This is a genomic window from Nannocystis punicea (assembly GCF_026965555.1).
In the GTDB taxonomy this organism is placed as follows: domain Bacteria; phylum Myxococcota_A; class Polyangia; order Nannocystales; family Nannocystaceae; genus Nannocystis; species Nannocystis punicea.
In genome coordinates this window covers 8,781,129-8,801,542 of the sequence record NZ_CP114040.1, presented here as the reverse complement: position 1 = coordinate 8,801,542, position 20,414 = coordinate 8,781,129, and the positions used below count along the sequence as shown (strand labels likewise).

Annotated in this window: 17 protein-coding genes; 6 read left to right on the top strand and 11 right to left on the bottom strand. The window is 71.7% G+C overall.

Features of this window, described 5'->3' with window-relative positions; all coding sequences use genetic code 11:
• Positions 1 to 472: 472 nt before the first annotated feature.
• Complete coding sequence (locus tag O0S08_RS33650; RefSeq protein ID WP_269033523.1) at positions 473 to 895, top strand: VOC family protein; 423 nt, start codon at positions 473 to 475, stop codon at positions 893 to 895.
• Positions 896 to 1,046: 151 nt separating this feature from the next.
• Here O0S08_RS33650 and O0S08_RS33645 read toward each other — a convergent pair whose 3' ends face one another.
• Complete coding sequence (locus O0S08_RS33645; RefSeq protein ID WP_269033522.1) at positions 1,047 to 3,227, bottom strand: M4 family metallopeptidase; 2,181 nt, start codon at positions 3,225 to 3,227, stop codon at positions 1,047 to 1,049.
• 1,379 nt (positions 3,228 to 4,606) lie between these two features.
• On the opposite strand from O0S08_RS33645, the gene O0S08_RS33640 reads away from it, so the two are divergent.
• Positions 4,607 to 4,885: a DUF1653 domain-containing protein gene (locus O0S08_RS33640; protein ID WP_269033521.1), complete on the top strand. Its 279-nt coding sequence runs from the start codon at positions 4,607 to 4,609 to the stop codon at positions 4,883 to 4,885.
• A 64-nt stretch (positions 4,886 to 4,949) separates the two neighbouring features.
• Here O0S08_RS33640 and O0S08_RS33635 read toward each other — a convergent pair whose 3' ends face one another.
• Positions 4,950 to 6,134: an alpha/beta fold hydrolase gene (locus O0S08_RS33635; protein WP_269033520.1), complete on the bottom strand. Its 1,185-nt coding sequence runs from the start codon at positions 6,132 to 6,134 to the stop codon at positions 4,950 to 4,952.
• Between the two features lie 110 nt (positions 6,135 to 6,244).
• Here O0S08_RS33635 and O0S08_RS33630 point away from each other — a divergent pair, with 110 nt between their 5' ends.
• Positions 6,245 to 7,009, top strand: a complete 765-nt coding sequence (locus tag O0S08_RS33630) for a helix-turn-helix domain-containing protein (RefSeq protein ID WP_269033519.1) — start codon at positions 6,245 to 6,247, stop codon at positions 7,007 to 7,009.
• A gap of 360 nt (positions 7,010 to 7,369) precedes the next feature.
• Here O0S08_RS33630 and O0S08_RS33625 read toward each other — a convergent pair whose 3' ends face one another.
• Entirely contained in the window at positions 7,370 to 7,699 is a 330-nt protein-coding gene (locus tag O0S08_RS33625) for a hypothetical protein (protein WP_269033518.1), read from the bottom strand.
• Between the two features lie 58 nt (positions 7,700 to 7,757).
• Between O0S08_RS33625 and O0S08_RS33620 the strand changes: the two genes are divergently transcribed.
• On the top strand, positions 7,758 to 8,204 hold the full coding sequence (locus O0S08_RS33620) for a hypothetical protein (protein WP_269033517.1): 447 nt from the start codon (positions 7,758 to 7,760) through the stop codon (positions 8,202 to 8,204).
• A gap of 212 nt (positions 8,205 to 8,416) precedes the next feature.
• A complete protein-coding gene (locus O0S08_RS33615; protein WP_269033516.1) occupies positions 8,417 to 9,349 on the top strand; it encodes a hypothetical protein in 933 nt (310 codons plus the stop codon).
• Positions 9,350 to 9,418: 69 nt separating this feature from the next.
• Here the strand turns inward: O0S08_RS33615 and O0S08_RS33610 are convergent, their stop codons facing one another.
• From O0S08_RS33610 to O0S08_RS33575, 8 genes are all read right to left on the bottom strand, one after another.
• Positions 9,419 to 9,877, bottom strand: a complete 459-nt coding sequence (locus O0S08_RS33610; protein WP_269033515.1) for a DoxX family protein — start codon at positions 9,875 to 9,877, stop codon at positions 9,419 to 9,421.
• Positions 9,874 to 11,511, bottom strand: a complete 1,638-nt coding sequence (locus O0S08_RS33605; RefSeq protein ID WP_269033514.1) for an MFS transporter — start codon at positions 11,509 to 11,511, stop codon at positions 9,874 to 9,876. The genes O0S08_RS33610 and O0S08_RS33605 overlap by 4 nt, the downstream gene beginning before the upstream one ends.
• A complete protein-coding gene (locus tag O0S08_RS33600) occupies positions 11,501 to 11,764 on the bottom strand; it encodes a DUF1427 family protein (protein ID WP_269033513.1) in 264 nt (87 codons plus the stop codon). The genes O0S08_RS33605 and O0S08_RS33600 overlap by 11 nt, the downstream gene beginning before the upstream one ends.
• A 7-nt stretch (positions 11,765 to 11,771) precedes the next feature.
• Positions 11,772 to 12,428: a hydrolase gene (locus tag O0S08_RS33595; RefSeq protein ID WP_269033512.1), complete on the bottom strand. Its 657-nt coding sequence runs from the start codon at positions 12,426 to 12,428 to the stop codon at positions 11,772 to 11,774.
• Positions 12,429 to 12,468: 40 nt separating this feature from the next.
• The gene (locus tag O0S08_RS33590; RefSeq protein WP_269033511.1) at positions 12,469 to 14,235 is read right to left on the bottom strand and encodes an alginate export family protein; all 1,767 of its coding nucleotides are present in this window, start codon (positions 14,233 to 14,235) and stop codon (positions 12,469 to 12,471) included.
• A 10-nt stretch (positions 14,236 to 14,245) separates the two neighbouring features.
• Positions 14,246 to 16,033, bottom strand: a complete 1,788-nt coding sequence (locus O0S08_RS33585) for an amidohydrolase (RefSeq protein WP_269033510.1) — start codon at positions 16,031 to 16,033, stop codon at positions 14,246 to 14,248.
• An 87-nt stretch (positions 16,034 to 16,120) separates the two neighbouring features.
• Positions 16,121 to 16,960, bottom strand: a complete 840-nt coding sequence (locus tag O0S08_RS33580; RefSeq protein WP_269033509.1) for a helix-turn-helix transcriptional regulator — start codon at positions 16,958 to 16,960, stop codon at positions 16,121 to 16,123.
• A 421-nt stretch (positions 16,961 to 17,381) separates the two neighbouring features.
• On the bottom strand, positions 17,382 to 19,082 hold the full coding sequence (locus tag O0S08_RS33575) for an RCC1 domain-containing protein (protein ID WP_269033508.1): 1,701 nt from the start codon (positions 19,080 to 19,082) through the stop codon (positions 17,382 to 17,384).
• Between the two features lie 323 nt (positions 19,083 to 19,405).
• Between O0S08_RS33575 and O0S08_RS33570 the strand changes: the two genes are divergently transcribed.
• On the top strand, positions 19,406 to 20,155 hold the full coding sequence (locus O0S08_RS33570; RefSeq protein WP_269033507.1) for a hypothetical protein: 750 nt from the start codon (positions 19,406 to 19,408) through the stop codon (positions 20,153 to 20,155).
• Positions 20,156 to 20,414 lie beyond the last annotated feature (259 nt).

Below are 20,414 nucleotides of genomic sequence, written 5' to 3'. Positions count from 1 at the left end.
CGAGCGCGAAACGGCCTGCGGGCGTGGCCGGTGGCCGCCCGGCCGTCGAGACAAGCGGAGTGGGGGCGGAGACGTCCTGCGGCCGGCTCGCCCCCGGCGTCGCCATGGCCGGCGGTGTCGTCATGGTTCACCGCGGTGTCCGGCGGGCCGACGCTCCCGCGCGCGATGGCCGAGCTACGCGATCCGGCGAACATGTCCGGCGGGCCGACGCTCCCGCGCGCGATGGCCGAGCAGCGCGGGCCGAGCACCGCGTCCGCGACCTGAGCCTCGCGCGCGCCCCGCCGTCCGCCGACCAGACGGCGCTTGTCGACCGCCACGTCGCCGCGTTCGAGCGGTGCGACGGGCCGGCGCCGACCGAGCTACTGCACCGCGACGCGGACCTGTCGATCCAGCGGTGGGATCCCGGAGAATCTTTCGACAAAAAATCTTCGATCGACCGATGAGTTCGGCGCGGCTCGCCGGTCCAATCGACATGACCCCCCAGGCCGCCCGCACCACCAAGATCTTCATCAACCTCCCGATCAAGCACCTGCAGCGCAGCGTCGAGTTTTTTACCAAGCTCGGCTTCGCGTTCAATCAACAGTTCACCGACGAGCACGCCGCCTGCATGATCCTCAGCGAGGAGGCGTTCGTCATGCTGCTGGTCGAGTCCCGGTTCAAGGACTTCACCAGCCGGCAGATCTGCGACACCCGCACCCACGTCGAGGGCCTGTTCTCGCTCTCGGCGGCCAGCCGCGCCGACGTCGATCACGTCGCCGACACCGCGCTGGCCGCCGGCGGCACGTTCGTCGAGGACCCGCAGGACTACGGCTTCATGTACACGCGCAGCTTCCAGGACCTCGACGGCCACAGCTGGTCGGTCTTGTGGATGGACCCGAACCACCTCCAGAAGTGAAGTCCATCGTAGGCGTTCTGGACTTCTGCCGGAGGCGGCCCGCCCGCGGACCACGCGGCCGCCGTGCACGTCCAGAACGGGCGTATCAAAGAACATGGCGCGAGGAACATGGCCAAAAGACCATGTTCCTCGCGCCCGGTGGATCACGCGATCACTGCACGCCGGCGGTCAGCGTGTAGTTTCCGGCGCCGGCGTACGAAGCTACCGTATACGTGTAGTAGCCCGCGGTGCCGACGTAGGAGATCGACTCGCTCGACGTCGGGCTCTCCGACTGGGCGACCTGGGCCCAGGTGCTGCCGTTCCACTTGAGGAGGTACAGGTCGAAGTCCGTCCCGTTCGGCCCGGTCAGGCAGGCCGTGTGCGTCTTGGTCCCGGTCGTCTGGTAGTACGAGCCGTTCGGCTGGGCCTGCTGAGCCCCCGCGCCGGACAGGCTGCCCTGGTACTGCGTGCCGGTGCAGCTGCCGCCGCCGCCGCCGCCGCCGCTGCCCGGGTCGCCAGGCACGCCGACGGCCGTCCACGCCGCGTGGACCGCAGCGACCTCCGCCGAGCCCGCCCCGTGGATCGCGGTGGCCGCCTGGGCCGTCGCGTTGCGGGCGTCCTGGAAGGTCGCGTTGGCCGACAGGTAGGTCACCAGGGCGTCGTAGAAGATCTTGCTCGCCTTGGTGATCCCGATCCCGGTGACGTTGTTGGCCGTCTTGCCGCGCGGGTGGACCCCGCCGGTGACCAGCAGCTTGAACGCCAGGTTGGCGATGCCCGAGTTGATGTGCACGCCGCCGTTGTCCTGACCGCCCTGATAGCGGGTCGGCCAGTAATCATACGACTGCCCGTCCTTCATCGGGTCGTCCATGTAGCGCATCGCGTCGCCGGAGGTGTTCGGCGTAAACGACGCCTCGGCCAGCTTCCACGTGGCCGCCGAGACCACGCCGCCGGCCAGGTGGGCCTGGACCGACGCCGCCATGATGTCGGAGAAGGCCTCGTTGAGCGCGCCGGACTGGTTCTGGTAGACGAGGTTCGCCTCGTACTGGGTGACCGCGTGGGTCAGCTCGTGGCTGACGATGTCGAGGTCGCGCGCGAGCGACGAGAAGTACTGCCCGCTGCCGTCGCCGTAGACCATCTGCTGGCCGTTCCAGAACGCGTTGTCGTAGCCGACGCTGAAGTGCACCGTCGAGTGGATCGTCGCGCCGGCGCCGTTGAACGAGTCGCGGCCGAACCGGTCTTTGTAGAAGTTGTAGGTCGTGCCCGCGTAGTTGAAGGCGTCCTTGACCGAGAGGTCGGCCGAGCTGCCCGGGTTGGCGATCTCGGTGCCGGGCAGGTTCTCGCCTTTCTTGGCGTCGTAGACCTTGCGCGCCAGCGCCCGGTGGTGCTGCGGGTGGCGCGTCACGAGCTCTCCGGTCCGGGCGTCGGCGAACACGAGGTCGCGCTCGGGCCCGTCGGCGCTGGTATAGGTCACCTCGGCCATCCACGCGAGCGCCACCGAATCCTCGGTGACCACATAGACGAGGTCGGGCGCGTCGGTGCTGGCCGCGTCGGCCGGGAGACCGGCCAGCGCCGTCGCCAGCGCCGCCTCGCCCTCGACCTCGGGCTCGCTCGCCACGTCCTCGCCGGCGATGAACCGCCCGCTCACCGCGTGCACGCGCCCGCTGACCCCGTCGGCGTGGACCGTCAGCTCGCCGCCGATGACCGGCAGCTCGTGGAGGTACTGCTGGAACTTCACGTGGACCTGGCCACGGTCGTCGCTCTTCACGCGCAGCGGCTCGAGGTCGGTCGCCGCGTGCATGCGGAACACCGGCGCGACATCCTGCAGGAACGTCTGCGCCGCCGCCCGCGGCTCGCCCTTCGGCAGGAACCCGAGGTCGCCCGCGACCAGCGACGGCACCCCGTCGCCCGCCGTCACGACCTGATCGATCCGCGGCAGCCGCGACAGCGCCGCCTCCTGCGCCACCATCAGCGTGGTCGGCCGCTCCTTCGCCGCGTCGGCGACCATTTTCGCGTCGACCAGGAAGCTGTCACCCAGCTCGAGCCGCGCCGGGATCACGCCCCATGCCTCGCCGCGGCGCGCCAGCAGGTCCTGCAGCAGCGCGCGGCGCCCATCCTCACCGACCACGACGACCCTGGCGAAGTCGATCGGCCCGGCCGCGAACGAGAACCGCACCGCCTCCGCCCCCAGGTCGAGCTCGAGCACGCCCCCCGCCCCGAGCCCCTCGAGATCCTCGGCGGTGACGATGCGCTCCGCCGTGGAAACCTCGTCCCCCGCCGCACCTCCTCCCTCGTAGCAGGCCGACAGCAGGAAACACGAGACGATCGACGAGACGACTCCAGCGGTACGAAGCATGCGCATTCCTCCTCCAGCGGGCATTCAGGGCCCATCCGAAATGGCCCTGTCCCGTGGAACATGTCCGAAGAGCCCTTGCCCAGAGGCAAGGAAGGGGTCAGCACAACCCCTATGACAGCAGCACCATACCAGAGGTGACCTGTATCCACAATCTCCCCGCGCCGACCCGAGCCCCCGTGCCAGTCGCCCCGCCGAGCGACGCGCCTCGGAGCGTGCGGCGGCCCGCTGCGAGCCGGATCTTCTGCGAATGCGCGGCCCCGGAGACGGCCCGCGCGCGCTTGGCCGGGCGCTCGGCGAATGCGCAGGCCCCCCGATGGCCGGTGTGTGTTTGGCCGGGTGCTCGGAGAATGCGCAGGCCCACAGATCGCCGACGCGTGCCGGGTGCTCGGCGAATGTGGGCTGCGACCATCGCCGGCACGAACGGTCAGGGCTGCTGACCCCAGCTCCACTCGATCTTCGACGCAGCGCGTCGCTCCGCGCTCCACGCTTCGAAGGGGCGATCGCGGACCGCCCCGCGCGTCGCGGATCGAAGGTCGCGGGTACGATCGGGGTGCCGCCCGCCGCCGCGTTCGCCACGTCGCGGGTCGGTTGCGATGGTCCGCAGTCGCGCCGTCGTCGAGGCGTGCGCGCCGCAGCGAGCGCGGCGACTCGACGGCACGCCGCGCACCACGGCTACGCCCGCAATCAGCGGACCGCGCTGCAGCGCTCCTGAAGAGGACGCTGGACGTCTCGGGCTCGGGAGCGCAGGAGCATCGCTGTCGCTGCAGCGCTCCTGAAGAGGACGTTGGACGTCTCGGGCTCGGGAGCGCAGGAGCATCGCTGTCGGCAACGTCGGGTCCGGTGTGCGCCGTGGGCTCGGGAGCGCGGGCTCATCCGATGCCGGCAACGTTGGGGCAGGTGAGCGGATGAGCCGAAATCTGCGCTTGCCGAGGACCTCGCGGCGGAGGTGTTGCCTGGAGACGTTGTTGTCGAGTGGGAGGTCGAGCCCGCGGCCCATCGCAGCTTCGGAGCGGAGCTCCGGAGGATCCTCCGGCGCTCCGCTGGACCGCCGCCACCACGCGCTCGCCAACGCCGAGCACCAACCCTCAGCCTGGGACCCGGCTGTTCGCCACACCCGCGCCGGCGTCTTCACGTGGAACGAGACGAGCGGCCGTTGCTCGCGAAGACCTCGATGTGGTGGTCGCCGTCGTCGATCGTCCGGAGCTCGACGCCCTCCCTGCCTCAGCGGGCCGTTGACGCCGCCGAACGGCGGACGGCAGGATGGCGGCCATGCCCCGCGCCCTCGAAGCGAGCGACCCGCCCCGCCTGTCGGCGCCGCGGATCGACGAGCTGCAGGGTCTACCGACCGGGGCCTCGTGCGATTTTCCAGCGGAGTGAACATGCGGATACAGCCTGGCATCTATCGTCATTACAAGGGACCTGAGTACCGGGTCTTCGCGGTCGCCCGGCACTCCGAGACCGAGGAGCAGGTGGTCTTCTACCAGGCGCTCTACGGCGACTACGGCCTTTGGGTGCGGCCTTTGTCGATGTTCCTGGAGTCGGTCGAGGTCGACGGCGAAAGTGTCCCGCGCTTTTGTTTGATTCAGGCCGAGCACAACCAGTTCATGCGATCGGACGAGGACGCCGTCCAGTCTTGCCCTTCGGCGAGACGACCCTGAAGGCGCGGGCAGGCGTGCCGTGACCTGCGGTTCGTGACAGCCACCGCCGCACCGCACGAACTGGTCACCCGCGGATGAACTCGAGCAGGTCGCGGTTCACGCGGTCGGCGTGCGTCACGAACAGGCCGTGTGGGGCGCCCGTGTAGACCTCGAGGCGAGCGCCCGCGATGCCGGCCGCCGTGCGACGGCCGAGTGCGAGCGGCGCGGACACGTCGCGATCGCCGTGGAGGATCAGGGTCGGGCGATCGATCGCGGCGAGGTCGGGACGCAGGTCGGAGAACACCACTGCGCGCTGCGTGGCGATCGCCACGTCGACGTGCGTACGCAGCAGCTCGGACACCAACCACGCGCGCATCGCGGCCGACGTCTCGGGGACGAAGAACGGCGCCTCGTTGTCGGCGGCCCAGCCCGGGAAATCGCGCGCCCAGGTCGCCCATACGGCCTCGAACGCGGCATCGGGCACCCCGTCGGGGTTGTCGGGGAGCTGCCGCAGCACCGGCGTCGTCGGTGCGAGGAAGGCGAGCCGTGCGACCCGCGACGAGCCGTGGCGCGCGACGTACCGCAGGAGCTCGGCGCAGCCCTGCGAGTGGCCGATCAGCGTCGCTCCGCGGAGGTCCAGGTGCGCGAGGACGGCGGCGAGATCGTCGGCCATGGTGTCGAGCTCGTAGCCCGAGGTCGCGGGGCTCGAGCGCCCGTGGCCGCGACGATCGTAGGCGATGCAGCGCAGGCCGGCCGCGCGCAGGGCGTACTCCTGGTATTGCCACATCGAGCTCGACAGCGCCCAGCTATGGACGAACACGACCGGCGGGCCGTCGCCGCCGGTGTCGCGATAGAACAGGCTCTCGCCGTCGGGCAGCGCGACCGTGCTCCCGCGGGGCCGCGCCGGCAGAGCGTCGAGGAAGCCGGTGACGCTGGTGAAGCGACCGTCGGGCGCGAGCGTCGCGAAGTCGGTGCCGCCGGCGATCGCCGCGCCGCTCGTGGGCGCGAGCGTCCACGCGAAGCGCAGGAAGAGGCCGTGGCGGTCCACGGCGCCCCGCGGTGCGAACACGTGCGCCGGGAACTTCGCCTGGACCGCGCGGATCATCGCATCGATGCCCGCGTGCCCCTCGCTCGCGGCGAGCGGATCGACGTAGCGCGCGTCCGGGGTGAAGAGGGCGGCGATCAGCTGCGCGCGGCGAGCGTGATCGCGTTCGTTCCAGGCGGCGAGGTAGCGGTCGACGAGGTGCAGGTTCTCGATGGTCGTGGACATGCGCTCACGATGGGCCCGCGCGGGCGCCGGGTCGATTACCTCGCAGGTAACGATCGGATTACCCGCGGGGTAATGGAGCGCTGGCGCGAGACGAGTACACTGGCGGGGCGATGCAGAGTCCCACACGGCCGATCGGCACCCTCCTGCGGCAGTGGCGCGAGCGCCGTCATTTGAGCCAGCTTGCGCTCGCTGCCACGGCCAACATCTCGACGAAGCACGTCAGCTTCCTCGAGTCCGGCCGCGCCACGCCGAGCCGCGACATGGTGCTGAAGCTGGCCGACGTGCTGGCGATCCCGCTGCGTGCACGCAACGCGCTGCTGCTCGCCGCGGGGCACGCACCCATGTACTCGCAGCACTCGCTCGAAGCGCCCGAGCTGGCGAGCGCGCGGCACGCGATCGAGCTCCTGCTCACGGGCCACGAGCCTTATCCGGCGATTGCGATCGATCGGCACTGGAACCTGGTCGCTGCCAATCGCGCGTTCGCGCCGCTGGTCGCCGACTTGCCCGCGCGTCTGCGTGAGCCGCCGATGAACGTGTTGCGCGCGAGTCTGGCGCCCGATGGTCTGTGGCCGCGGATCGTCAACGCCGCGGAGTGGCGCGCGCACGTCATGCACCGCCTGCAGCAGCAGATCGATGCCAGCGCCGATCCCGTACTCGTCGAGCTCCGCGCAGAGCTCGGCGGCGATCAGGCGGCCGCCGGCCACGGGAGCGAGCTCGTCGCCACGCTGCGCCTGCGCGTCGGCGATTCCGTGCTGTCGTTCCTCAGCACGACGACCATCTTCGGCAGCCCCGTCGACGTGACGCTGTCGGAGCTCGCCATCGAGTCGTTCTTCCCGGCCGACCAGGCGACAGCGGAGGCGCTGCGGCGTATGTAGGCGATACCGCCGACGGCGCGACGCTCCAGCTCAAGGACCGAGCTCGCGCGCCGCGACCCGCCCAGCACCCGGTCGAGCGCCGCTGCCACTGCCTCTGCCGACATTCCGCTGCGCCCGCTCGACCACGTGTAAGAGCGCGACTGTACCGAACGACTGTATTGATAGTAGTCGTGGCAGACCGGCCCGGCGTCGCCCGAGAGTCGGGCGAATCCCCCGGCCGCGAGGGCCGGGACCCGGATCGAACCCGACTCACCTTCCCCGTCGAAGGAACAACCGCTGCAGGGCGAGGGCGATCCGCGGGCCAGCGATGAGGGCCTGACGCGGCCGCCGCTCGCGCTGCTGCTCTTGCCCTTGTTGCCTTCATCCGAGCTCGGTGTAGCTGCCGGCCGGGGCCGGTGGCAGCACGCTGCCGTCGCGGAGCATCGAGAACAGCAGTTGCAGCGTGTTAGGGCCGGCGCCCGGCCCGAGACGCAGGACGCGACGCGCGTAGGATTCCAGATCGATGGAGTAGCGCCGGTCGGGCGACACGAGCACGTTGACGACCACACCGCCCCCGCGGTAACGGAGCTCGACGATCTCCCAGCCCAGCGCGGCGCAGACGCGGTCGCCCCACGCCGACGCCACGGCGACGTCGAGCTTGCGTTTGGGGATCTTCCCTGCATTCGCGTCATCGACCCGTGCGGCAAGCACCTCGATCGCCTTGACGGGGTCTGCGGGCGGCGTCCTGCCGAAAGCGAGTCGATCGAGCTTGGCGCTGCGCTCCGGAGTGCGGCGGTGGAACGGCCGCTCGCGCAGCCGAGCGCCGGCGACTGCGAGCCTCCACCCGCCCTCGCTCGACCAGCCCGACGGCGCGACCGCGGCGTGCTTTGTCACCGCCGGCTTGTTTCGCGCGGTCCTGGTCGTCGCGCTCGTCGCAGCCGCCTTCGTCGCGGCCTTCCTCGTCGCGCCCGCGGTCTTCTTCGCCGCAGCCTTCGTCGCGGTCTTCTTGGTCGTCGCGTTCGCTGCGGTCTTCTTCGCCGAGGTCTTCCTCGTTGCGCTCGCGGTCTTGGTCGTCGCGTTCTTCGCCACGGTCTTCTTCGCCGCGGAGGTCGTCGCTTTCGCCGCGCCGGCGCTCTTTTTCGTCGCGCGCTTCGTCGACTTTTTCGGATTCCTCCCGGAGCTTTTCGCCGTCGTCGTCATCTGGCTCGCAACATAGACCACCCTGCGCGCCGCACCAACTGCCCTGTCCGCGGCCGCGCGAGGGGTCTCCTTGGGGGATCCTGTGAGGGGGACACGCGTGGAATGTTCAGGGGAATTTCGCGAGCCACGCCCCCCTCGCACCGCGCTGCGCCGCCGGCATCCTCGGCGGACGCGCTCGCTTGCACGCTCGCGCCCGTTGGCGCGCGGGCATGTTACATTCGCATGCGCATGCGCGGTCCGCTCCTGCTCCTCGCCCTCGCCTGTCTGCCCGGCTGCAAGACCGCCAACGGGCCGGGCCGGGCCAAGGCCCCCGCGGCGATCGAGTCGGGCGCCTCCGGTGCCCCGATCGCCGGAGCGGACGATTCGCCGCTCGATCGGAAGCCCGCGTCTTCGGGGACCTTCGACCACCCTGGCGCCGGGTCGTCGCGGGCCGGCCGTGACAGCCGGACCGACGCTCGCCAGCGGATCGCCGACGTGCGCCCCCCCGCCAGCGCCGCATCGCCGCCCGGCTCGTCCAAGGAGCACCCGCTGCCGACCTGCGACACCAACGGCTCCTACGTCGCCGTGGCCGACGCCGAGTGCGAGGACGGCAGCCGCCCGTTCGACGGCGACCTCTCGAGCGGCAAGCGGGCCCGCCGCGGCAGCGTCGGCACCAACAAGGACGGCCACATCGTCGACCTGTACGAAGTGCCATGTCCCGAAGGTCCAAAGGAGATCTTCGTCGACATGTACGCCTGCGAGCGCGCCCAGCCGACGCGCTCCAAGCTCGAGCGCGACGCCTACGTGCGCGACGCCTTTCTCGCCGGCGATCACGCCCGCTTCGGCGAGCGCTGCTTCGCCGAGGAAGCCCGCGGTCCCGGCCGCATCACACTGATGCTGCAGGCCTGCGTGCCGATCATGCCGACGGCCCTGCGCGAGCAGGGCAAGCGATCCGAGGCCCACGCCTGGCTGGCCCGCTACTGCGCGGGCACCGTCGACGAGCGCGAGCGGTGGACCTACTTCCGCAACGTGCTCGATATGCTCGACGTCCTGCGCGAGGAGCAGGGCCGCTCCGAGGGCGATCGCGCCACGGAGCGCAAGCAGATCGCCCGCGAGTACGCCAAGGTCTGCGACGTCGACCTCAAGGCCTTCGAGGCCTGGGCCAAGGACAACCCCGGGTGACGCAGCGTTTCGGTGGTGGCCGTGCGTGCCCGATGGTGCCGGGCGGAGATCGCCGCGGGGCATGACGGATCAGGCGCGCGGCGGGGCGAACCGCGCGTAGAGCCGCCGATAGCGCTCGAGCAGGCGGTGGTCGCACGAATAGCGGCCCGGTCCCGTGGCGAACAGCGTCGCGTAGGGGAGCGCGTAGAGCAGGGCGGACTGGACGTCGGCGCCCTCGAAGCCGCGCGCGGCCATTGTCAAGACCATGAGCATCGTGAAGATCACCGGCAACGCCGCGAGTCGCGTCAGCAGGCCGAGCGCGACGAGCACGCTGCACAGCCCCTCGGCCAGGAGCGCGAGGGCGAGGCTGGCGGGTGAGCCGATCCCGAGCGGGTCGGGGAATTCGCGCAGCTCCTCGTCGAATCGCAGCAGCTTCGGGCGCATGTGAAAGGTCCAGATCAGCAGGCCGGCGCCGATGCGCTGCGCGAGCAGGCCGAGGTCGCGGGCCTTCTCCAGCGCGGAGGCGAGGCGCGGATCGATCACGTTCATGACGGCTCCGGAGGGTGGTGAGCGGAGAGGTGGTCGCCGCGAGCGCGGGCGGCCGCGAGGGCGCCGGCGTCGACGAGGTGGGTCACGCCGGCGTCCTCGGACAGGGCCGCGAGCCGCTCGAGCAGGCGGCGATCGGCGACGACGGCGCGGGTGTGCTGGCGCAGGTGCTCGGACCATGACGCCAGCGAGAACGTCTCGACGAATTCGTCGGGGCTCGCGAGATCCTCGTAGAGCGCCCAGTCGGTGGCACCGTCGCGGCGACGTAGGACCTCGAGCTCGCGGGACAGCTGCAGGAACTCGGCGCGCTGTGAGGCGGCGACGCGGTGGCGGCGGACGAGCAGCACCGGTCCGGCCTCGACGGTCACTGGCCCGGCGAGGACGGGCTCCGGCCAGGCGCTCCACGGCTGGACGTCCTCGCGGCGCGCGTCGCTCAGCCGCCAGCGTACCGCCGCGAGCGCGCCGAGAGTGACGCCGCCGGCGGCGACGGCGAGGGTGACGGACGAGCCGAGATGACCGGCGAGGGTGCCCCACGCGAGGCTGCCGAGCGCGAGCCCGCCCTGGAACACCAGGAGATAGAGGCCGAGCGCGCGCGCGTGGACCCACCCGGGGGCCGCTGACGCGGCGGCGACGTTGAGGCTCGACATGATGCTGATCCACGCGACGCCGGTCGCGAGCATCGCGGCGTAGAGGGCCGGCTCGATGCGCACGAAGCCCAGCACGGCCATCGCCGCCGCGTACACGACGGTGGCGACGACGACGAGTCGATCGGGGCCGAGGCGGGCGCGCAGCCCGGGCATCACCGCGGCGCCGAGCAGCGCGCCCGCGCCGACGCACCCGAGCAGCGCACCGAAGCGCAGCGGCGTCATGTGCAGCTCGCGGCGCGCGATGACCGGCAGCAACGCCCACAGCGCGCTGCCGCAGAGGATGAAGGCGGCGGCGCGGACGATCACGGCGCGCAGGGCCGGCGCGTGGACGGCGAAGCGGAGGCCGGCGACCACCGCCCCGGCGACCCGCTCGGGCGTCTGCGCCGGACGGGCGGGCTCCGGTCGCCAGCGCAGCACCTGCACGACGACCACCATGAATGCGCAGGCGTTGAATGTATACACTGCGCCGCTGCCGGCGAGCGCGACGCCGACGCCGCCGATCGCCGGACCGATCGCGCGGGCGATGTTGACGGCGACGCCGCTGAGCGTCACCGCCGAGGCGAGCTCCGCGGGGGCGACCAGCGAGGGCAGCACCGACTGCCACAGCGGGGCCGTCAGCGCCGCGCCGAGGCCGAGCGCGAAGGTCAGCGCGAGCAGGCTCGCCGGGCCGAGTGCGCCGGTGAACGACAGCACCGCGAGCGCGACCGAGACCGCCGCCATCCACGCGGCGAACACGACGAGCAGGCGGCGGCGGTCGAACAGATCGGCGAGTGCCGCCGCCGGCAGGCCGACGAGCAGCACCGGCGCGCCCGACATCGTCTGCAGCAGCGCCACGTGGACCGGCGCGGTGCCGAACGAGGTCATGTCCCAGCTGCCGACCGCGTTCTGTATCCACAGCGCGATGTTGGAGCTCAGCGCGGCGAGCCAGAGCGAGCGGAACGGGCCGCGGCGGAGCGGCGTCCAGGGACTGCGCGGGGCGTCATCCGTCATCGGTGTTGCTATTGACGGGTTGGGGCGCCGGAGCGCCGGTGATCTTGGGCGCGCACTCGCGGGCGAACCACGCCGCGGACAGCGGCTCTCCCGCGAGCACGCGCCGCGCGATCGGCCCGACCTGCTCGCCGAGGAGCATGCCGAACAGACCGAGCAGCGCGACCAGCGGCGGCGCCGGGGAGCGCACGCCGAGCGCGCTGTACAGGGCACCGACGAGCGCGCCGACTGCCAGCGAGACGAGGTAGAGCTTCATGCGGCTCCTAGTGCCCGCCCTCCGACGCGCCGAACATGGTCTTCGCGTAGATGATCCCGAGGCCGTAGGCGCCGCCGAGCTCCCTGGCGAGGCCGGTGACGGCGTCGTAGGTGGCGCTGCGGGCCCAGTCGCGCTGGAGTTCGAGCAGGTACTGCAGCGAGGTCATCGGCCGCGCGCCGGCCTGGACCATGCGGTCCATCGCCCGGTCGTGGGCCTCGTTCGACACGTCGCCGCAGGCGTCGGCGATCACGTAGACCTCGAAGCCCTGGTCGAGGGCCGACAGCGCCGGGCCGACGATGCAGACCGACGTCCACAGGCCGCCGAGGACGATGCGCGGCTTGCCGAGCTTGTTGACGCGCTCGGCGATCTTCGCGTCCTCCCAGGTGTTCATCGACGTGCGGTCGATGACGTCGTGCTCGGGGAACGCGGCCTTGATCTCCGAGAACATCGGGCCGGAGAAGCTCTTCTCGGCGACGGTGGTGAGGATCGTCGAGGCGCCGAAGATCCGCGCCGCGTGGGCGACGAGGCCGGCGTTGTTGCGCAGCAGCACGGCGTCGATCGACTTGGTGGCGAACGCCATCTGCGACTGGTAGTCGATCAGGATCAGGGTGTGGTCGTGGGGCGTGAGGAGGGTCTTGCCGGGGGCGGCGATGGCGGTGGGCATGGTTCGGTCTCCAGGTTCGCGTTGCAGTGCGGTCTGCGCCTCAGAACTTGAGGGTCAGCCAGGTGGCGAGGAAGTCGACGTCGCGGGCGCGTCCGGCCTGCGCGAGGAACGGGCCGCGGAAGAAGCGGCCGACGGTGACGACGAAGCCGACGTGTCGCCCGAGCTCGGCCTCGAGGGTGGCGCCGGCGCGGTGGCCGACGAACCGGGCGCCGCCGGCGTCGGCGATCGTCGGCTCGCCGGGGACGTTGTAGAGGCCGTCGGTGAGGCTGTAACGGCCGAGGAACACCCAGTCGAGGGTGAGGTTCAGCGGCTCGACCGGCGTCAGCGTGAGCATCGGGTGGGCGTCGAGGAAGTTGGCGGGGCCGACCAGCGCGTCCTCGCCGAAGTACGAGCCCTTGGGGAACAGCGCGGAGAAGGTGCCGAAGGGCTTCCCCGGGCCGCGATCGCCGGAGGCGACGTCGAGCCGCACCCCGAGCCGCGGGTCCCACGGCAGCGGCAGGCGCACGCCGGTGTCGCTGGCCACGGTCCACGCGAGCAGCGGCGCGGCGCCGAAGCGCCCTGTCTGCAGCACCGCCTCGACGTTGTAGTCGAGCCGTCCGGCGGCGTCGAACCAACGTGTCCCGAGGGACAGGCGCCGCTCGTGCGCCCGGCCGTGGTGGTACTCGGCGTCGAGGCGGTCGAGGTAGAGCGCGTAGACGTCGACCTGGCCGCCGCGCAGGGGCGAGGGCACGGTCAGGTAGGCGCCGGCGAACCACTGACCGCGCTCCCAGCCGTCGTCGAGGACGCCGGGCAGGGTCGCTACCGGGCGGGTGACGAACAGGTGCGCGTGGACCCGGCGGATGGACAGGATGACCGACACGCCGTCGAAGCTGCGGCGCACGTTGGGGCCCTCGCGCGGCGAGACGAGGCGGCCGGAGCCGAACGCGAGCTCGTGCCGGCCGCCGCGGACGATGAGGCGCAGGCCCGGGCGCTCGATGTCGAGGTCGGCGAAGGCCTGGTGGAAGTCGAAGTCGTCGCGGTCGGTCGCCCGCGGCCCGCCGGCTCGCCCCGTCTCGAGCGCGCTCTTGACCTGGGCGAACGCGCGGAAGTACGGCGCCCGGAGCTCGGCGTGGAACATGGTCCGCTGCAGCCACGACAGCGAGCGCGGCGGCCCGGCGCCCCAGTCGAGGTCGCGGAACCAGTCGAGGCGCTGCCGCGTCTCGCCGCCGAAGCCGAGCGCGACGCGGCGGCGCGGGCCGAGCGGGATGTACTTGAGGACATCCAGGAAGTCGGTCCGCCGGCCGCGGTCGCGCAGGTAACGGTAGTCCTCGTCGGCGCGCAGCAGGCGGTAGGGCGGCGGGGCGGCCGGCGGGCCCTCGCCGCGGCCGGCGAGCGCGGCGGCCTCGGTCGCGCCCGCGGACTGGGCCGGCGATCCCGGCTTGGGGGCCAGCGGACGGCGCATGTCCGCGGGGACAGGTGCGCGCGCCGGCGGAGCGCCGCGGAGGTCCGGCGCTCCGGCGGGGACCTGCGGCGGCGCGGCGTCGCGGCGGGCGAGGGCGGCGCCGACCAGGCGGCTGTCCGTGGGGACATGTTCGATCGCCGGGGGTCGCGCGCCGGCGAGGCTGTCCGCGGGGACGTGTTTGAACCCGGGGTGCCGGTCGCTCACGATGATGTCCGAAGGGACAGGTTCGATCGGCCAGGTCGCTGGTCGCCCGAGCGCGCCCGACGGCGCCCCGAGGGTGACCGCAAGGGCGGCGGTCGAGGCTGCGCGCGCGCGACCGCGGGGGCGCGTGCCGGGCCGGCGCGCCCCGCATGCCTGAAAGGACATGTCCATACGGCTAGAACACGGCGCAGGGGCAGGCGAGACCGGCGGCGTGGTGATGATGGCGGTGCACGCGGTGCAGCGCGCGCGCCACGGCGCCCGGGTCGTAGCCGCCGTGGTGGGCGGGCGGGGCCCAGTCGGGGCTGAACGGCAGGGGCGGCGGCGCGAGGCCGCCGAAGTCGCCGCTGGCGTGGACGACGTCGCCGCCGACCACGGTAAGCTCCGAGGTGATGCCGCGGATCTCCGCTTCGGGCGCTGCGAAGTAGTCGGCGGACAGCACGGCGAGGTCGGCGAAGCAGCCGGGGGCGATCCGGCCGCGCTCGCCGTCCTCGCCGGAGAACCAGCCGTTGCCTGCGGTGTACAGCCGCAGCGCCTGCTCGCGCGAGAGCCGGCCGGAGGGGCCGAGCAGCTCGGTGCCGCCGACGCTGCGGCCGGACACGAGCCAGCCGAGCCCGACCCACGGGTTGTAGCTGGCGACGCGCGTCGCGTCGGTGCCGCCGCCGACGGGGAGCCCGGCCGCGAGCATGCGCCGCACGGGCGGCGCCTCGGCGGCGGCCTGCGGCCCGTAGCGGCGCATGAAGTGCTCGCCCTGGTAGGCCATGCGGTGCTGGATGGCGATGCCGCCGCCGAGCGCGGCGATCCGATCGATGTTGCGCGGCGAGACGGTCTCGGCGTGGTCGAAGAACCACCGCAGGCCCTGAAACGGGACCTTGCGGTCGACCGCCTCGAACACGTCGAGCATGCGCGAGATCGACTCGTCGTAGGTCGCGTGCAGGCGGAACGGCCAGCGCTTGGCGACGAGGTGCTCGACGACGGCGCCGAGCTGGTCCTCCATGTGCGGCGGGAGGTCGGGCCGCGGCTCGAGGAAGTCCTCGAAGTCGGCGGCCGAATAGACGAGCATCTCGCCGGCGCCGTTGAGGCGATAGTAGCCGTCGCCGGCGCCCGGGGTCAGGGTGCTCGACCAGCGGGTGAAGTCGTCGAGCTCCTGGCCGGGGCGCTGGGTGAACAGGTTGTAGGCGACCCGCACGGTCAATTGCCCGGCGGCCGCCAGCTCCTCGATGATCTGATAGTGCTCGGGATATTGTTGGAACCCGCCGCCGGCGTCGATCGCCCCGGTGACGCCGAGCCGGTTGAGCTCGCGCATGAATTGACGGGTGCTGTTGCGCTGGTCGTCGAGCGCGAGCCGCGGGCCCTTGGCGAGGGTGGCGTAGAGGATCCACGCGTTGGGCTTGGCGACGAGCAGGCCGGTCGGCTCGCCGTGGCGGTCGCGCACGATCACGCCGCCGGGCGGATCGGGCGTGTCGCGGGTGTAGCCGACGGCGCGCAGCGCAGCGCGGTTGAGCAGCGCCTGCGCGTAGAGGTGCAGCACGAACACCGGCGTGTCGGGGGCGGCGGCGTTGAGCTCGTCGAGCGTCGGCATGCGCCGCTCGGCGAACTGGAACTCCGACCAGCCGCCGACCACGCGCACCCACTGCGGCGGGGGGGTCCGCAGGGCCTGCTCGCGCAGCCGTCGCAGCGCCTCGCCGAGCGAGGCGACGCCGTCCCACCGCAATTCACTGTTGTAGGTGAGGCCGCCGCGGATCAGGTGCAGGTGCGAATCGATGAGGCCCGGAATGGCCCTGCGGCCGCGGAGGTCGATCCGTCGGGCTTCGGCGCCGGCGCGACGGAGGACTGCCGCGTCGTCGCCGACCGCGATGAATCGACCGTCCCGCACCGCGACCGCCGAGGCGGCGGGCGCCTGCGAGTCCATCGTCGTGATTCGGCCGTTGTAGAGGACGAGATCGGCGTCGGCTGCGTCTGTCATGGGCTCTCCGGCGCGGCGCATCGAAGCGGCGCCGGACGAGGATGGCCGCCCGGCCCCGCGCCGTCTTGTACGATGTTGATGTCGCGCTCACGCCGCCCTGCGCGGCCGCGTGAATCGCCCGGGAGAGATACCGACGATTCGGCGAAAGTGCCGCGTGAAATGGCTCTGGTCGTGAAAACCCAGCGTGAGCGCGACCTCCGAGATGGTCGATCCGGCGAGCAGAGATTGCTTGGCCTGCTCGATCCGCGCGTTGATCTGGTACGAATGCGGCGCCAGCCCGACATCGGCGGTGAAGCTGCGCACGACGTGCTCCTTGCTGACGCCGGTGACCCCCGCGAGCTGATCGAGCGTGACCGGCGCGGTGAGGTGTGCGTCGAGGAATTCTCGCACCTGCTTCACCAGAGCCCGCTCGCGGCGGCGCGGAGGTGGCTCGCTGCGGCCGCGGAGCAGGCGAGACGCGAGGGCGAGCCAGGCTGTCTGGGCCGCGAGCGGGGTGTCTTCCAGCGCTGCGGCGAGCTCGGTGACGAGTCGTCCGCTGCCCGGGTGTTCGTCGAGCTCGGGGCGCACGGCGCGGCGCGACTCTCCCGCACCGTCGGGCGCGAGCTCGTCGGCCGCGCGCTCGAGCGCCACGGGCGAGCAATACAGCGAGACGAACGTCCAGCCCTCGCGGTGCGAGGACGCGCCGCAGTGGACCTCGTCCGGCGGGATGACCAGCACATCGCCCGGCGCGAGGGTGTGCTGGCGACGGCCGACGGTCTGCACGCGCGCGCCGGCGAGGACATGGATGACGTGGGCCTCCGCGTGGAAGTGGCGCTCAAACGCGTCGCGCACCCGGACTCCGCGGTGGACCTCGACGTCCGGGAGGCTTTGCCCGCGGATCACACGGACGGGGCAGCGGTCGTGCTTGATCGAGTCTCCGAGGTTCATACGCGCCACCAGTCTCGCACCGAAGGCCGCGAAATAAAGCCCGAGATTGATGCTGCTGGGCGAACAGTCTTGTCCGCTCGCGGTGGCTTGCGCGTGACCCTGGTCGAAAAAAGCCGGCCTACACCGTCGATCGTGCCGAAAGAGGAGGCGCGGGTCGCGGCCGCCGGCGAGGGGCCGACCAAGATGTCCTCGGGGACAGGAGGTTCATGAGCGGCGGCGGAGGCCGCGCCGAGGCCGGCTCGACGTGGAGCCGCTTCACCGTGCACTACACCCGAAGCACGGACGTTGGCTCAATCCCGCGGATATCGAAGCAAGCCCATGGTCCCGCGCGTGCCTTGGGCGCCTCCGGATCAGCTCACGAGCCGAACGACGGCGGAGAACATCTCGCTGGAATGCCAGCAGGTTCTTTGTCGACCACGAATCAGGGCAGGGTGACCAGCAAGGGCACGGCGCTGTTGGTAGCGTTGCCTGCGTCGCCCTTGCCGAGCTGGCCGAACGAGTTGAGGCCCCAGGCCCAGACGGCCCCGTTCTCGTCGAACACGACGGTGTGGGCGAGGCCGGCGGCGATCGCTCGCACGGGCGGCAGGCCGGGGACAGCGGTCGGCGTGGGGCGATCTGCGTTGTCGCCGAGGCCGAGCTGGCCGGAGAAGTTTTGACCCCAGGCCCACAGCGCAGCGTCGCTGGCCAGCCCGAGTGAGAGGTTGCCGGAGGCGGCGACGGTCAGGACGTCGGCGAACTCGGGGACGGCGACCGGCAGCAATTCGTTGTCGGCGTTCATGCCGTCGCCGAGCTGGCCGGAGACGTTGAGGCCGCAGACGGCCAGGGCGCCCAGCGGTGCGACGGCGAGAGTGTGGGCCTTGCCGGCGGCGACCGCCGCGGCGTCGACCATCGAGATGACCTTCGGGACAGGTGAGTCGAGGACCATGCCGTCGCCGAGCTGACCGTCGCTGCCGTTGCCCCACGCCCACACTGCGCCGGTGCCGTCGACCGCGAGCGAGTAGGTGCCGCCGGCGGCGATGGCGACGATGTCCTCGAGGTCAGGTACGACGGCGGGCAGGGAGTCGCCGTCGCGGCCGAGCTGGCCGGCGTTGTCGAGGCCGAACGACCACACCTGGCCGTCCTCGGTGAGCGCGAGGCTGTGGCGCTGGCCGGCGGCGACGAGCACGACCTCGGGCAGGTCGAGGATCGCGGGGGTGGAGACGTCGGCGCCGGGCGTCTGGCCGAGCTGGCCCTCGTCGTTGCGCCCCCACACCTTGACTGCGCCGCTCTCGGTGACGGCCAGCGAGTGGTTGAGGTTGGCCGACAAAGAGACTGCGTCGTCGAGGTTCAGCATCGCGGCCGCCTCGAGCCGATCGACGAGGTCGCCCACGCCGAGCTGGCCCTCGTTGTTGCGGCCGAAGCCCCAGGCCGCGCCGCCCGCGAGCGCGAGCGAGTGGGCGCCGCCGGCGGCGACGGGCACGCCGACGTGGACGTGTCGCACGTCGCTGCCGCTGTTGTCGGCGGCGTCGCGGGCGACGACCTCGAGCGTGTTCCAGCCGCGCCGTAGCCGGAGGTCGGCGCTGAACTCGAGGACAGGTCCGGGGACGATCGTCAGGGCGACGGGGGCCTCGCCGTTGACGATCACGTCGGCGGCGACGACCTCGACGTCGTCGGTGGCCTGGCCGGTGACGACGAGCCGACGGCTGGCGAGGTAGACGTTGTCGAAGGGACGCGCGAGGACGACGAGGGGCGGGCTGTCGTCGACGACGCCGGTGGTGGTCGTGGTGTCGCTCGTGGTGGTGTCGCTCGTGGTGTCGCTCGTGGTGGTGTCGCTCGTGGTGGTGTCGCTCGTGGTGGTGTCGCTCGTGGTGGTGGCCGGGGTGGCGCTGGTGGTGACGTCGAGCGTGGTGGTCTCGTCCGTGGTGGAGGTGAGCGGCTGGGTGGTGCCCGTCTCCGGCTCGGTCGTGCTCGTGCTCGGGCTCGTGGTCGTCGGCGCGGTGGTCGGGTCGACGGCGCCGGTGGAGCCGGTGGTGGTGCCGGTAGTGTCGGCAGTGTCGCTCGCGCTGGTGGTCCCGTCGTCGCCGCAGGCGGCGTGCGAGAGGACGGCGGTGAGGAGGATGGAGGTCGAACGACGAGCGTGCATGAGAGGGCCTCGAGGCGAATCGTGCGCGGTTTTGCGTGGGGGAAATTTTGATAACAGTTTTCAAAAACTCGGGTCAACAGGCCGTTGCCTGGGCGTGGCGGCCAGGCTGCGTGAGGTAGGTTCAACTTTGGCTTTCAATTTCAAAATTCGGACGGCGGATCGGGCGATCCCCGGCGTGGTGTCGCTCCGGAGCTGTCTTTATGAGCATGTCTTGGGAGACATGCCTCGAGGAGCATGCGCGGAGGCGCGAAGTGCGTCGCCGGTGCCCTCCATCCCTCGCGGCGCTCGAGCGGGCCCTCGCGCCGGTGTACGATCGCGGCCTCGTGACTCAGGCCTATCAGCCCACGCTCCACCGCTTCCCGGACGACACCGCGGGGCGCTTCCAGGTCATTCGGGAGTTCCTGCTGCGCTGGCACGGACTCGACACCGGGGCGGTCGGGCGGACCGTCGAGCGCGTCGGCGCGGCCGAGGCGCGGGTCGGCAAGGCGCTCCCGCTGGCAGTGCGCGAGTGGATCGTCCTGCTCGACGATCTCGCCCGGATCGGCGGCTGGGGGCGCGTCCTGCGGGACAGCTGGGGCCTCGTCAAGGTGCCGAACTGCGCCGCGTTCTCCCTGTTGACGGGAGGCGAGAACGATCGCCACTGGGGGCCCATGTTCCGCGACCTGGCCCGGGAAGATCCGCCCACTCACGAGTTCGTCCCGGACTACGAGCGCTCCGAGTCCCGCTTCAAGCGCGGTCGTCAGGTCGCCCCGCGGGTCTCGACGTGGGCGATCGAGTTCATCGTCTCCTACCTGCACCTCAGCAAGTGCGTGCAGCTCGAGCGAGCCATTTCAAAGCCCCTGCTCGACCGGGTCCGCAGCCGCTCGCCGGGGCTGGTGGTGGCGTCGCAGATCGGGCACACCGAATTGTTCGAGTTCGAGGACGGGCTGCTCCACGCGGAGCCGGACGGACCGACGTCGTATCAGCTGCGATGCTATGCCCCGTACCTCGGGACGACGCGCGCGGCCTACCAAGGCGCAGCCCGCGAATTCGCGGAGCGAGTCGACGCGATCCTCCTCGCGGCGCGGCTGTGAGCGGCGACCTGTTCCACAGACGCCGCCATCCGACTGCGCTCACCCTCGCGACGCGGAGTCGATGGCGCCCCCGCGATAGACCGAATCGATGCACATTCCCATGCGTCGTGGCGACGCTCTCCGTTGCACCGCGGTCCTGGATCGGGTCAATCGGAGATTGCGGGCGGGCGAGCTCAGTGCGGGGGACGCGATCGGCGTGTGGTGCTGAATGGCCTCGGAGTCTGTCTCCCCCGCCGCGGAACAGGCGCGGGAAATGGGG